Raw genomic sequence first — 12,258 nt, forward strand, 5'->3', positions numbered from 1 at the left:
GCGCCGTATCAAACAACTCGAAGGCGCACTGGGCCGTAAGACTTTGGAGAACGAGATTCTCAAGGAGGCTGTGGACTTCGCCAAAGCAAAAAAGTGGATTGCGCGCTCGCCAGTATTGCCCGGGGGCGAGCAGTGAGAGCCGTCTGCCATGCCCTTAGCGTGTCGCGCAGCCATGTGTTGGCTATGAGAGTTCGCCCATCCGAATGGACAGACTTGAGAAAGTCACCCTCAAGAACTGATGACGCCGCCGTCAAGCAAGCCATTGCCAATGTGGTCAAGGGCCGCGCCACCTATGGCTACCGCCGTGTCTGGGCTCGCTTGCGGCTGGAAGGACACGACCGAGTCAACCACAAGCGGGTTTACCGGGTGATGCGTGACGAAGGCTGGCTGCTTTACAGGCATGGGGCTAAACCCGTCGATACCCGAAAGCACGAAGGCGAAGTGGCCGTCAAGGAAAGCGATGTGCGCTGGTGTTCGGATGGCCTGGAATTGTCATGCGACAACGGCGAGAAAGTGCGGGTGGCGTTTGCACTGGACTGTTGTGACAGGGAAATCATGAGCTGGGTGGCCACCACCAAAGGCATCGATGCGGCCTTGGTGGGGGATTTGATGATGCAGGCGGTGGAGAACAGGTTTGGCCCGGATGGCAAGCCGCCCAAGCCGATTGAATGGTTAACCGACAACGGCAGCTGCTACACGGCGGCCGAGACCAAGAGCTTTGCCAGGCAATTGGGACTCAAGCCGGTGACCACGCCTGTGACCAGCCCGCAGAGCAACGGCATGGCCGAGAGCTTTGTGAAAACATTGAAACGGGACTACGCCAAACTGGCCGAACGGCCGGACTCACAAACGGTGATGGAGCAATTGCCCAAATGGTTCGATGACTACAATTCTTATCACCCACACAGCGCTTTGGGCTACGTGCCACCCAAGCTGTTCAGGGAGAAACGAGCGGTAAATTAAACATACCGACGGTACTGGGTTACGGGGTCAAGACCACTCACCGGCTGCGGCCAGATGAACGCCGCAAAGTAACTGGTTAAGTACTTTCATCTGGGCGCCTGCCCCGGCAGCGCCAAGATAGTAGACATTGGAACCAAAGGCCGCCAATACAGGTCGAGCTATTTCAAATGCCGTGGGGTCTCCCGATCCCATGATGGTCAGAGTCCCCTTCATTGCTCCGGAGGCACCGCCTGTAACGGGTGCATCCACTAATGCAATGCCATCCTTGGACATTCTTTCGCATAAATTTTTCACATAAGTTGGATCCATAGTGCTGCACACGATCACTACAGATTCCTTAGACAACTTCTCAATTAACCCTGAATTACCATAGAGAACGGATTCAGTTTGTTCTGAATTCACCACGAAACTGATGACGATTTTTACTTTAGAAGCTAATTGCTCAATTGAGGGTACGGGAACGCCTCCTTGCTCTTGAAGCCAATCTAGAGACTCTTTACGGACATCAAAACCTATTACTTCGAATTTGTGTTTCAACAAGTTGATTGCGGCACCGCGACCCATTGCGCCTAAACCAATCAATCCAATTGATGTTCTTGTCACTTCATTGGTCAAAATTCACCCCAGTCTTTGTTTTAGAAACTGCTTGGCGAGTCAAGCTATTCGATTTACATCCAACTTCTAATAGATGCCGCCATCTTTTCGGTTGAAATTCCATAGCGATCGTGCAAAGTTGGCAAAGCACCTGCATCGAGGAACGCATCAGGCAGTCCTAACATGCGGTATTTTTTGGGTGCAACACCTTCACGCAACAACAAACTTGCCACGGCTTCTCCCAATCCGCCGGTAACGGAATGGTTTTCAGCAACTACGACCAAACGTCCCGGTTTACGCACTTCGGCCAAGATGGTTGCTTCATCTAACGGCTTAATGGTTGGGCAGTGCAATACCGCAACATCAATATGGTCGCGTTCAAGTTCCTTGGCCACCTCCAGTGTTCGCATCGTCATGAATCCGCTGGAGATCACCAGGACTTCATTCCCATCACGCAGCATCTTGGCTTTGCCCAACTCAAACTTGTAGTTGTATTCGTCCAAGACCAGTGGGACGTTGCCTCTCAACAAGCGCATGTAAACAGGGCCTTGGTGTGCCGCGATTTGGGGCACAGCTTGCTCGATGTCGAGTGCGTCACACGGGTCGACCACTGTCATGCCGGGAATCGCGCGCATCATTGCCAAATCCTCAGTGGCTTGGTGGCTTGGGCCATAACCTGTGGTCAGTCCTGGCAAAGCACAGCAAATTTTCACGTTCAAATTTTCTTCAGCAATGACTTGGTGGATGAAGTCATAGGCCCGACGTGTGCCGAATACCGCATAGGTGGTGGCAAATGGGACTAAGCCTGTTTTAGCCATTCCGCCCGCAGCACCCATGAGTAACTGCTCGGCCATACCCATTTGGAAAAACCTATCAGGATATGCTTGTGCAAATAAATGTAAGTCGGTGTATTTGCCTAAGTCGGCAGTCATGCCCACCACCTCAGGATGATTGGCTGCGTACTCAACGAGGGCTTTACCAAATGGTGCAGCTTGAACTCGTTGGCCTTCAGACGCAATAGACGCGATCATTGCCGACGTAGTCAGCCGGGGTTTTTTGTCAGTGACAACTGTCATTTTTTTCCTTCTGGTCGATTCGAGTCCAACACATCCAACGCTTGTTTCCACTCCGGCGGGTCAACGCGGATGAAGTGGTTTTTTTCGCGTGCCTCGAGGAAAGGGACGCCTTTACCCATCAATGTGTCGCACAAAATCACTCGAGGCTTAGCGTCTTTCAATGAACGTGCGGTGTCAAAGGCGTTCAGAACACTTGGCAAGTGGTTGCCATCGATACGCTGAACGTGCCATCCGAACGAGGCCCATTTCTCTGCTAAAGGCTCAAAGCCCATGATCTTTGTGGACGGCCCATCGGCTTGCTGGTTGTTGATATCCACCAAACAAATCAAGTTATCCAACCCGTGGTGCGCTGCAGACATGGCAGCCTCCCAAGTTGAGCCTTCGTCCAGCTCCCCATCTGACATAGAGTTGTAGACAAAGGCAGAGTTTCCTTGGTGCCTTAACCCCAAAGCCATGCCTACTGCTATAGGTAAACCCAGGCCAAGAGATCCACCAGAGATTTCCATGGCTGGGGTGTAAGTGGCCATACCTGACATAGGTAAGCGGCTGTCATCGCTGCCGTAGGTTTCCAACTCGGACTCGGGAATGATGCCCGCCTCAATCATGGCTGCATACGCTGCAATCGCGTAATGACCGTGCGAGAGCAAAAATCGGTCACGCCCAGGCCACTCAGGCTCATTGGGTCGAAAATTCATGGCGTGGCCATAGGCAACCGCTAAAACATCTGCATAGCCAAGCGCTTGGCCAACATAGCCTTGACCCTGTACTTCACCCATGCGTAAGGCGTAGCGGCGAATACGCCATGCACAATGCAAAACCTCCAAAAGATTAGTGGTCTCAGCGGGGGAGGACGTTTTATTCAAATTCATCGCCTAGATTCCTTTTTGAACGCATTGGATACAACAGGAATTTGCATCTGCTTTATGATTTATTGCATTCTTCTCGGTTGCTACTGCTGCAACAAGAAGCTTTCCTTCAACTGGGATTGAATTTTTTTTAAGCGGTATAAACCCTATGCAACTTCCCCCGATAAAAGGCATCGTTGCACTCGACTCTGTGGTCCGACTTGGCAGCATCAGCAAAGCTGCTGAAGACCTGAATTTGACGGTTTCAGCTGTAAGTCATCAGCTTTCAACGTTAGAGTCTTTCGTCAATCAAAAATTACTTGAACGATCTTCAAAAGGAGTGACCTTAACAATCTATGGAGAGAGATTTCACAGGGAAATTTCAGGTGCACTGACACTGATTTCTGCAGCTGCACAAAACCTGAGATCGGGCGAAACCGATGAAGTACTGCGCATTCACGCAGTCCCTTCGTTTGCAAGCCTATGGCTAATGCCTCGCCTTCCTAAGTTTCGGGAGTTGCATCCAAAAATTCGCGTTCATCTCGCTGCATCGCATGGGGAGGCTGATTTTTCCAGGGGGCAAGCGGATGTGGACATCCGTTATGGAAATGTTCAGGGTAGAGATCTTCACATCGAGGCAGTCTTTTCTGAAGACATCTTTCCAATGATTTGCCCTCGATTGAAGTCAACTCTTAAAATTAGCGAACCGATTGATTTGGTTAACTTTGAGTTGATTCGGTCTGAACTCACGATGATTCAATGGCAGCACTGGTTTGCTGCTCATAACGTTCCCTTGGGACCAAATAATTTTGTGCTCTCATTCGACAGAACTTCAATGGTCCTTGAAGCTGCAATACAAGGTTTGGGGATAGCGTTGGATAGTGCTAGGACAGCTGAAAAAGCACTACAGAGGGGCGATTTGGTACCTGTTTTTGAAGATCGAAAAGCGATGACAGTTCATGCTCACCATTTGGTTTATCCTCGCGCTCATGCCCAATGGGACAGGGTGGAAAAATTTACGTTATGGCTGCGTGAAGAAGCATCTGCAAATCCTAAAAAGCTTTAATCAGAATGCTTGTTCAGCCCGAGCATGAATAGCCTTCGAGACGTGAGGAGGCTCCTCACTTTGAAAAGCTGAAGACCTCTGTAAGTCTTTACTCACTCCTAGGCCTCATGTCACAATCTCACATCGTAGCCAAAGATCATTTTTAATTGAGCAGCGCGGTTTCGGGCCGTCCATGACCATGACTTTGTGGCCGCTTACAGCCTAAATCAGCCATTGACCCACACGACCCGGACACAGTCAGAACATACCAAACAACACCCCGTGTCGCACACTGGCCAGCTGGGAATGCCTTAAAGCATCCGCGCCAGCGACGCCTGCAAATGCTCTGATGGCATGCGCTTGAAGCCCGAACGGGCAAAGCGCTGCAAGCGCCCTTGCATGAAGGCCACCAGCAAAGAAGCCACCAATTGAGCGTCAGCCGTTGGGGTGGCTGACTCAGCGCCTTTGAGGGATTGACGCAGCTGCGCTTCGATCTTGTCAAAAAGCAAGTTGATGCGTTCTTGCAAGCGCTCGTGCTCCAGCACCAACGCGTCGCCGGTCATGACACGGCTCATGCCCGGGTTTTTTTCAGCAAACTGCAGCAGCAAGGCCACGATGCGGCCCGCTTGCGCTGGTCCTGCAGGCTCACGGTCTGTCACCTGACGGATCAAGCCGATGACCGATTGATCGACAAAATCAATCAAACCTTCAAACATCTGTGCCTTGCTGGCAAAGTGCCGGTACAAGGCCGCTTCGCTCACACCGATTCTGGCGGCGAGGCTGGCTGTCGTCACGCGCTCTGCTCCGGGCTGCTCCAGCATGTCGGCCAAGGTTTGCAAGATTTGCAAACGCCGTTCGCCGGGGCGTGGTCGTTTGCGCCCAGGTGTGGCCTCATCCTCTGAAAACCGCTCACCTTGTTGTTGGTCGTCCATCTCTGCCCCTCTGTTTGTGTCGCTGGGTCGTCCAGATCTTGGATCGACTTCAGCGGCTGCGGATCATGGTGCCGAACGCTTGTTCAGACAACACTTCCAGCAGCATGGCGTGGGGCACACGGCCGTCGATGATGTGGACCGCGTTCACACCGCTCTTGGCGGCGTCGAGGGCACCCGCAATCTTGGGGATCATGCCGCCGCTGATGGTGCCATCGGCACACAACTCGTCGATGCGACCAGGCGTCAATTCGGTCAACAACTGGCCTTCTTTGTCGAGCACGCCGCGGATGTTGGTCAACATCAACAGCTTTTCGGCTTGCAACACGGTGGCCAACTTGGCGGCCACCACATCGGCGTTGATGTTGTAGCTTTCGTTGTTGGCGCCGAAACCAATAGGGCTGACCACCGGGATGAAGGCATCGTCTTGCAGGCACTGGAGAATCGACGGATCAATGCTTTCGATCTCGCCCACCTGGCCCACATCGTGCTCTTTGCTCGGGTCTTGGTTGTCCACCAAGCGCAGTTTTTTGGCCCGGATCAGGCCACCGTCGCGGCCCGTGAGACCGACGGCTTTGCCGCCTGCGCGGTTGATCATGCCCACGATGTCTTGCTGCACTTCGCCGCCCAGCACCCACTCCACGACTTCCATCGTTTCGGCATCGGTCACACGCATACCCTGAATGAATTCGCCAGTTTTGCCCAAGCGCTTCAAGGCCGTTTCAATTTGCGGGCCACCGCCGTGCACCACCACCGGGTTCATGCCCACCAGTTTGAGCAGCACCACGTCTTCGGCAAAGGCTTGCTGCAGGGCCGGGTCGGTCATCGCATTGCCGCCGTATTTGATGACCAGGGTCTTGCCGTGAAACTTGCGGATGTAGGGCATGGCCTGCGCCAGAATCAGGGCTTGGTCGTGCGGTGCAAGGGTAGAGGCAGCAGTGGTGTCGGTCATGGTGCGTGGCGAAGTTTCAAAGGAATATTAAAAGTCCAAAGGATTGTGCCGCAAGCCGGTGACGGCTCAGAGGATCTCGGTCAGCATGCGGTTGACACCGTGCTGCCACGGCGGCAAAACCAAACCAAATGCTTGTTGCAGCTTGGATGTGTTGAGCCGTGAATTCAAAGGTCGTTGGGCGGCTGTCGGGAAGGCTGTGGTGGGCACAGGCGCAATCTCGGTCACTTTCAGGTCCAAGGCGGGGTGCCGTTGACGGGCTTGCGCGATCACATGGCTGGCGTAACCATGCCAGGTGGTTTCACCCGAGGCCACCAAGTGGTAAAGCCCACCCAGTTCTGGCTTGTGCAAGACACAGCGCAGGGCATGGGCCGTCACATCGGCGATCACATCAGCGCCAGTCGGGGCGCCATGCTGGTCGTCGATGACCGTCAAGCGCTCACGCTCCCCCGCCAGCCGCAGCATGGTTTTGGCGAAGTTGCCGCCCCGCGCTGCATAGACCCAGCTGGTGCGAAAAATCAAGTGTCTGCAGCCACTGGCGGCAATGGCCTGCTCACCTTCCAATTTGGTCTGGCCATACACGCTGAGGGGCCCGGTGGCATCGCCCTCTTGCCAAGCTTGGTCGCCCTCGCCGTTGAACACGTAATCGGTCGAGTAGTGCACGAACCAAGCACCCACCTCGGCTGCGGCCCTGGCCAGTGCACCGGGTGCAGTCGCATTCAGCATGCGGGCCAATTCAGGCTCAGACTCGGCTTTGTCCACCGCCGTATGGGCCGCCGCATTGACAACCACGTCGGGCCGGAAATCCCGCACGGTTTGCGCCAAACGCTCAGCTTGGCTCAGGTCGCCGCAAAATTCGAGGCTGTGACGGTCCAAGGCCAGCACCTCTCCCAGGGGGGCCAGGCTGCGCTGCAACTCCCAGCCCACTTGGCCATTTTTACCCAACAACAAGATCTTCATGCTCGGCGCTCGGCGTAATTTTTGCTCACCCACTCACGGTATGCACCGCTTTGCACATGCGCCACCCAATCGGGGTTGGCGAGGTACCACTCGACGGTCTTGCGGATGCCAGTTTCAAAAGTTTCGGCAGGCTTCCAGCCCAATTCGGCTTGGAGTTTGCGGGCATCAATCGCGTAGCGGCGGTCATGGCCTGGGCGGTCGGTCACATAGCTAATCTGGCTGGCGTAGCTGCCCTCGGTCTTGGGGCGCATCTCGTCCAGCAATTTGCAAATGGTTTGCACGATCTCGATGTTGGGCTTTTCGTTCCAACCGCCCACGTTGTAGACCTCACCCAAGCGGCCGGCTTCGAGCACACGGCGAATGGCGCTGCAGTGGTCCTTCACATACAACCAATCGCGGATCTGCATGCCGTCGCCATACACGGGCAGCGGCTTGCCGGCCAATGCGTTGACGATCATGAGCGGGATGAGCTTTTCGGGGAAATGGTATGGCCCGTAGTTGTTGCTGCAGTTGGTGGTGAGCACCGGCAGTCCATAGGTGTGGTGCCAAGCACGGACCAAGTGGTCACTGGCCGCTTTGCTGGCGCTGTAGGGACTGTTGGGCTCGTAACGGTGGGATTCGGAAAACGCCGGATCGCCTTTGGCCAAAGAGCCGTACACCTCGTCGGTGGAGACATGCAAAAACCTGAACCGACTCTTCGCGTCAGCATCCGACAGACCGGCCCAGTGCCCCCGCACCGACTCGAGCAACCGGAAAGTGCCCACGATGTTGGTTTCAATGAATTCACCGGGGCCATGAATGGAACGGTCCACATGGCTTTCGGCCGCGAAGTTGAGCACGGCACGCGGTTGGTGCTCTGCCAACAAGCGGCTGACCAAGGCTGCATCGCCAATATCGCCTTGCACGAGTTGGTGCCGCGCATCGCCTTGCAGGCTGGCCAGGGTTTCGGGGTTGCCCGCGTAGGTGAGCTTGTCGAGGTTGATGACGGGTTCTTGGCTGGTGGCCAGCCAATCGAGGACAAAGTTGGCGCCAATGAAGCCGGCGCCGCCGGTGACAAGAAGGGTCATGAGGATCAGGATCTGTTGGGTACTGCAGGACGCGTTACCACTGTGCTGCGATTTTAGAAGCATTGCGCTCGATCGCAGGTTAAAGTGGCATCTTGTTCAGGAAGTGCACCATGGCCAAATCAAACGACTCCACGCGCAACAAAACAAACGCCTTTGCGCCACCAGACAGCACCACACCACCCGCCCAGCACGTTTGGTTGGCCGGTTTGGGGGCCATGGCCAAAGCCCAAGAGCAAGGCAGCAAAGCCATTGAGGCCTTGCTGAATGACGGCTTGGCATTCCAGCGCAAAAGCCAGGCCGAGGCCCAAAAACGACTGCACGAAGCTACCGAACGCCTGAGTCATATGGCCACTGACTTTGGCCAACAGGCCACGGGCCGTGTGGACAAACTGGAGCACTTGTTTGAAGACCGCGTGGCCAAAGCTTTGCACCGTCTGGGCATGCCCACACTGCTGGACATCCAGATGCTGACCGAGCGTGTGGCGCAACTCGAATCTCAATTGGCTGCTGTGCTGAAAACGTCACCTGCATCCGCGAAGCAAACGCCCACCAATACAGCAGCAAAAACTGCGGCCAAAGTGCCTGCTCAAAATTCGGGAAAGACTGCCGCGAAAAAAGCAGCCGAAACACCCGCCAAGAAAACCCGTTCAAAGCCCGCTTGAACCACAGGCACGGCGCACCGACATGGCCAAAAAAGCCCCCCGCCGCACCGCCGAGCGCATTGCCGAGGTCACGCTGGCCTTGTTCAACCGGTTTGGTGAACCGAACGTCTCAACGACGCTGATCTCGGCTGAGCTGAACATCAGCCCGGGCAATCTTTATTACCACTTCGCGTCCAAAGATGCCTTGGTCAACCACCTGTTTGACCAGTACGAAGTGGCCATCTTGGCCTTGCTGGACGCCGCACCCGATGTGCGTGACACCGAAGACGCATGGTTCTTTTTGCATTCCTTGTTTGAGCAGGTCTGGAACCACCGTTTTTTGTACCGCGATTTGAACAATTTGCTCTCGGGCAATCGGCACTTGGAGACCCATTTTTATGCGGTGCTGGAGCGCCAAACTCTGGCTTTTCGACAAATGCTCGAAGCCTTGGCAGCGGCGGGCTTGATGTCGATTGACCCGGACAGCATCGAAACCTTGTCTGCCAGCATGTCGGTGATGGTGACGTATTGGCTCAGCTATGAGTATGTGCGCAACCCACGGCAAGCGCTCGAGCCTGCCAGCGCGGGTCTGGCCCTGACGCGGGGTGCGCAACATGTGCTGGCTTTGCTGACGCCCTACATGGCCAGCCAGGATTTGCAAGCGCATTTGCAAGCTTTGAGCTCGGCTTACAGCGCCAACGGATCGCGCTGAAGTGCCTTTCAAGGCCTCTTGCCTGCGGCCAGGACTCAGGGCGCTGTTTTGAAACGCAAAGCCGCCAGTGCCAGCAAACCGTCAAAAATCAAGTTGTCCACCAACTCAAACTGAAGCGACATGCTGGGCGCCATTTTCCAACCTGCGCCGCCCGTCATGACGCACAACGGTTCTTGCCCTGAGTGCTTGCGCAGGTGTTGCACCATGCGTTCACAAGCCCCAGCGATCGCATAGGTGCCGCCACTGGTGAGGGCATCGCTGGTGTTGGTGGGAAAGAGCGTGACCTCGCCTGTGGGCACATGCAAACCGGCCGTGCCGGACTCCAGCGCCCGCAGCATGATCCCGTGGCCAGGCAAAATCAGCCCACCCAAAAACCGCCCTTCGGCATCGATCGCTTCGACCGTCACGGCTGTCCCCACCATGACCACCACCAAGGGGCGAGAAGGGCCTTCGGCTGGCATGCGGTGACGGGCACCGATCATGGCCACCCAGCGGTCAGAACCCAAACGGGAAGGGTGGTCGTAGCCGTTGATCAGGCCCGCTTCTTGCGCGCTGGGCACGACCCACTGCGGCGTGACATCCCAGATGTCCATTTGCTCCTGCACACGGCGCTTGATCGCATCACCGGCCACCACACATCCGAGCATCTGGTCAGGCTTAGGCAGTTGCGCCCAAGCCCCTTCAGACAGCCGGTCGATGTTTTCCAGAAATTCGGCACCATGCGCCATTAACTGCCCATGGGGGCTGGGTTGGTCGTACAGCGCCCACTTCAGGCGCGTGTTGCCCACATCGATGGCTAAAAATGTCATCCGGCGATGATAAAGAGTTTCAGAACTCTCTTTGCGCTTTGCGAATCGCTTCTTGCGCACCACGGTCCGATCGGGCTGGCAGATCAGAGGCATCCACCTGGATCATCAAGCCCAGCAGTTTGGCCCCATGCTCCACCGCCAGCGATGCATAGCGAATGTCACCCTGAACCAACGCGCTGGCCATGACCTCCACACGGTCAAACGCATGAATATTGCCCGACACCCGACCTGCCACGATGATGCGGCTGGCCAGCACGTCGCCCATCACTTCACCCGTGGGGCCAATCACCACAGAAATGCTGGCATCGTTGGGCGCCTCGATGTTGCCCACCACCTTGCCATCGATGCGCACGCTTTCCTTGAGCTTCAAACACCCGTGAATTTCAGCATGGCGACCGATCAGTGTGTCGAATTTCTCCTGGTCCATGACCAAGGGACTGATGCTTGTTTTCTTCTTGGTGAACATGTTGTCTCCTGAAATGATGTGTTTCTCAATCACGCGCCCAGGCCGACATGGCCTTGGCGGGGTGCATTGATCTCCCCTGAAAGAGCACCTCGTAGTGCAAATGGGGGCCGGTTGAACGGCCGGTGTTGCCCAGAGCGCCCAACACGGCATGCTGGGCCACTTGATCGCCCAGCTGAACGTCGATGGTTTTCAGATGCGCGTAGCGGGTGACAAAACCCTGCTTGTGCGCCAGTTCCACCAGATTGCCATATGCCCCGGAGTACTCGGCCCGAATCACCTCACCCGCCGCGGTGGACAACACCGGCGTGCCCACAGGTGCGACAAAGTCGATGCCCTCGTGAAGGCTGGGCAAACGGGTGAATGGGTCGACACGAAAACCAAAGGAGCTGGTGATCAAAAACTCACCCGAAACAGGCAACTGGGTGGGCAGTTGGTGCAGCTGACCCAGATCTTGCTCCCACCGAATTTGCATCTGAGACAGCGATTTTTCAAAACGCTGGGCCTGCTGCAAGGATTGGTCGATTTGCTGATCGAGCCGCCACTCATTGATGCCCCAGCGGGGCAACAGGTTCAGGGGGCCGCCTTGGCCACGGTTCAAGTCCATTTTGTCCTGGCTTGAAAAAGACAGGAGCTTGTTGAGCCCCACCCGGCCCAGCACTTGGTTTTTGGTTTCTTCCAATTTTTTTAGACTGTCACTGACTGCCTGCAACTGCTGATCCAGATGTTCCAGCTTGGCACGGTAAGTGGCCTCAATTTTATCTTGCTCGCTTTGACTGGTGACCCCGCCCAAGCGATGGGCCAACAGGGGTGCGTGTTCAATGGCCACGCGCAAGCCAATCCAATGAAAGACAAACCCGAGAACGACCAAAGAAACGACCAAGCCCGCCAGCAGCATGCCCAACGTGCGTGTTGTGATGGCGAGTTTGACGACCTTGCCAGCAGGCCCAGCGATCCAAATCAACTGCATGCTTTCCCCAAGTAGGCAACAGAATAAAAGACGTTTTAAACAATTACCTGACGAAGAAAGCAGGCAATTTACGAATAAAAAAGGGCTAATGATACATAACAGTCGGCCGTAGAGAACCTTGACCAAGGCCTAACAGATGAGTCCTCTCGAAGGGCGCTCTTACAAGATCGGTCGCATGACCGGCACCACCGACTCATAAGCCCTAGCGGCTCGCAAGACCAGCGCATCACCAAAC

The 12,258-nt window shown here is 55.4% G+C and carries 13 protein-coding genes and 1 pseudogene; 4 read left to right on the forward strand and 10 right to left on the reverse strand.

From position 1 onward, the window contains the following. Window positions 1–87: 87 nt before the first annotated feature. Window positions 88–963: pseudogene (locus tag Q0O19_RS11610) on the forward strand (IS3 family transposase); the annotation flags it as partial. Window positions 964–990: 27 nt separating this feature from the next. Here Q0O19_RS11610 and Q0O19_RS11615 read toward each other — a convergent pair. The 3 genes from Q0O19_RS11615 to Q0O19_RS11625 are packed head-to-tail and all read right to left on the reverse strand — an operon-like array spanning window position 991 to window position 3,502. Beyond that, the gene (locus tag Q0O19_RS11615; protein WP_295523150.1) at window positions 991–1,578 is read right to left on the reverse strand and encodes an NAD(P)-dependent oxidoreductase; all 588 of its coding nucleotides are present in this window, start codon (window positions 1,576–1,578) and stop codon (window positions 991–993) included. Between the two features lie 53 nt (window positions 1,579–1,631). Next, the gene (locus Q0O19_RS11620) at window positions 1,632–2,633 is read right to left on the reverse strand and encodes a transketolase family protein (protein ID WP_295523151.1); all 1,002 of its coding nucleotides are present in this window, start codon (window positions 2,631–2,633) and stop codon (window positions 1,632–1,634) included. Continuing rightward, a complete protein-coding gene (locus tag Q0O19_RS11625) occupies window positions 2,630–3,502 on the reverse strand; it encodes a transketolase (RefSeq protein WP_295523153.1) in 873 nt (290 codons plus the stop codon). The genes Q0O19_RS11620 and Q0O19_RS11625 overlap by 4 nt, the downstream gene beginning before the upstream one ends. A gap of 145 nt (window positions 3,503–3,647) precedes the next feature. Between Q0O19_RS11625 and Q0O19_RS11630 the strand changes: the two genes are divergently transcribed. Beyond that, complete coding sequence (locus Q0O19_RS11630; protein WP_295523155.1) at window positions 3,648–4,544, forward strand: LysR substrate-binding domain-containing protein; 897 nt, start codon at window positions 3,648–3,650, stop codon at window positions 4,542–4,544. A 290-nt stretch (window positions 4,545–4,834) separates the two neighbouring features. On the opposite strand, the gene slmA is transcribed toward Q0O19_RS11630, so the two are convergent. The 4 genes from slmA to rfbB form a co-directional block, all read right to left on the reverse strand. After that, complete coding sequence (slmA, locus tag Q0O19_RS11635; protein ID WP_295523157.1) at window positions 4,835–5,455, reverse strand: nucleoid occlusion factor SlmA; 621 nt, start codon at window positions 5,453–5,455, stop codon at window positions 4,835–4,837. Between the two features lie 49 nt (window positions 5,456–5,504). Then, complete coding sequence (gene argB / locus Q0O19_RS11640; protein ID WP_295523159.1) at window positions 5,505–6,404, reverse strand: acetylglutamate kinase; 900 nt, start codon at window positions 6,402–6,404, stop codon at window positions 5,505–5,507. A 66-nt stretch (window positions 6,405–6,470) separates the two neighbouring features. After that, window positions 6,471–7,361, reverse strand: a complete 891-nt coding sequence (rfbD, locus tag Q0O19_RS11645) for a dTDP-4-dehydrorhamnose reductase (protein WP_295523161.1) — start codon at window positions 7,359–7,361, stop codon at window positions 6,471–6,473. Continuing rightward, a complete protein-coding gene (gene rfbB, locus Q0O19_RS11650) occupies window positions 7,358–8,428 on the reverse strand; it encodes a dTDP-glucose 4,6-dehydratase (RefSeq protein ID WP_295523163.1) in 1,071 nt (356 codons plus the stop codon). The genes rfbD and rfbB overlap by 4 nt, the downstream gene beginning before the upstream one ends. Before the next feature lie 110 nt (window positions 8,429–8,538). On the opposite strand from rfbB, the gene Q0O19_RS11655 reads away from it, so the two are divergent. Beyond that, window positions 8,539–9,090 carry a phasin family protein gene (locus Q0O19_RS11655; RefSeq protein ID WP_295523165.1) on the forward strand — a complete coding sequence of 184 codons (552 nt, stop codon included), beginning with the start codon at window positions 8,539–8,541 and terminating at the stop codon, window positions 9,088–9,090. A gap of 22 nt (window positions 9,091–9,112) precedes the next feature. Then, window positions 9,113–9,781, forward strand: a complete 669-nt coding sequence (locus tag Q0O19_RS11660) for a TetR/AcrR family transcriptional regulator (RefSeq protein ID WP_295523167.1) — start codon at window positions 9,113–9,115, stop codon at window positions 9,779–9,781. A 35-nt stretch (window positions 9,782–9,816) separates the two neighbouring features. On the opposite strand, the gene Q0O19_RS11665 is transcribed toward Q0O19_RS11660, so the two are convergent. From Q0O19_RS11665 to Q0O19_RS11675, 3 genes are read right to left on the reverse strand one after another with little or no spacing between them, the layout of a single operon-like run. Then, window positions 9,817–10,590: a type III pantothenate kinase gene (locus Q0O19_RS11665; protein WP_295523169.1), complete on the reverse strand. Its 774-nt coding sequence runs from the start codon at window positions 10,588–10,590 to the stop codon at window positions 9,817–9,819. 19 nt (window positions 10,591–10,609) lie between these two features. Then, window positions 10,610–11,056 carry a polymer-forming cytoskeletal protein gene (locus tag Q0O19_RS11670; RefSeq protein ID WP_295523170.1) on the reverse strand — a complete coding sequence of 149 codons (447 nt, stop codon included), beginning with the start codon at window positions 11,054–11,056 and terminating at the stop codon, window positions 10,610–10,612. Window positions 11,057–11,081: 25 nt separating this feature from the next. Further along, window positions 11,082–12,023: a M23 family metallopeptidase gene (locus Q0O19_RS11675; RefSeq protein WP_295523172.1), complete on the reverse strand. Its 942-nt coding sequence runs from the start codon at window positions 12,021–12,023 to the stop codon at window positions 11,082–11,084. Window positions 12,024–12,258: the final 235 nt, after the last annotated feature.

This window comes from Limnohabitans sp. Rim8, assembly GCF_945869175.1.
Lineage (GTDB): Bacteria > Pseudomonadota > Gammaproteobacteria > Burkholderiales > Burkholderiaceae_C > Limnohabitans_A.

Bases quoted from the DNA above. Each gene is read 5' to 3' on its own strand.
- Q0O19_RS11670 (WP_295523170.1), bottom strand. From the start codon at position 11,056: ATGTTCACCAAGAAGAAAACAAGCATCAGTCCCTTGGTCATGGACCAG.
- Q0O19_RS11625 (WP_295523153.1), bottom strand. From the start codon at position 3,502: ATGAATTTGAATAAAACGTCCTCCCCCGCTGAGACCACTAATCTTTTG.
- rfbD (WP_295523161.1), bottom strand. From the start codon at position 7,361: ATGAAGATCTTGTTGTTGGGTAAAAATGGCCAAGTGGGCTGGGAGTTG.
- Q0O19_RS11675 (WP_295523172.1), bottom strand. From the start codon at position 12,023: ATGCAGTTGATTTGGATCGCTGGGCCTGCTGGCAAGGTCGTCAAACTC.
- rfbB (WP_295523163.1), bottom strand. From the start codon at position 8,428: ATGACCCTTCTTGTCACCGGCGGCGCCGGCTTCATTGGCGCCAACTTT.
- Q0O19_RS11655 (WP_295523165.1), top strand. From the start codon at position 8,539: ATGGCCAAATCAAACGACTCCACGCGCAACAAAACAAACGCCTTTGCG.
- argB (WP_295523159.1), bottom strand. From the start codon at position 6,404: ATGACCGACACCACTGCTGCCTCTACCCTTGCACCGCACGACCAAGCC.
- Q0O19_RS11660 (WP_295523167.1), top strand. From the start codon at position 9,113: ATGGCCAAAAAAGCCCCCCGCCGCACCGCCGAGCGCATTGCCGAGGTC.
- Q0O19_RS11630 (WP_295523155.1), top strand. From the start codon at position 3,648: ATGCAACTTCCCCCGATAAAAGGCATCGTTGCACTCGACTCTGTGGTC.
- Q0O19_RS11620 (WP_295523151.1), bottom strand. From the start codon at position 2,633: ATGACAGTTGTCACTGACAAAAAACCCCGGCTGACTACGTCGGCAATG.
- slmA (WP_295523157.1), bottom strand. From the start codon at position 5,455: ATGGACGACCAACAACAAGGTGAGCGGTTTTCAGAGGATGAGGCCACA.
- Q0O19_RS11665 (WP_295523169.1), bottom strand. From the start codon at position 10,590: ATGACATTTTTAGCCATCGATGTGGGCAACACGCGCCTGAAGTGGGCG.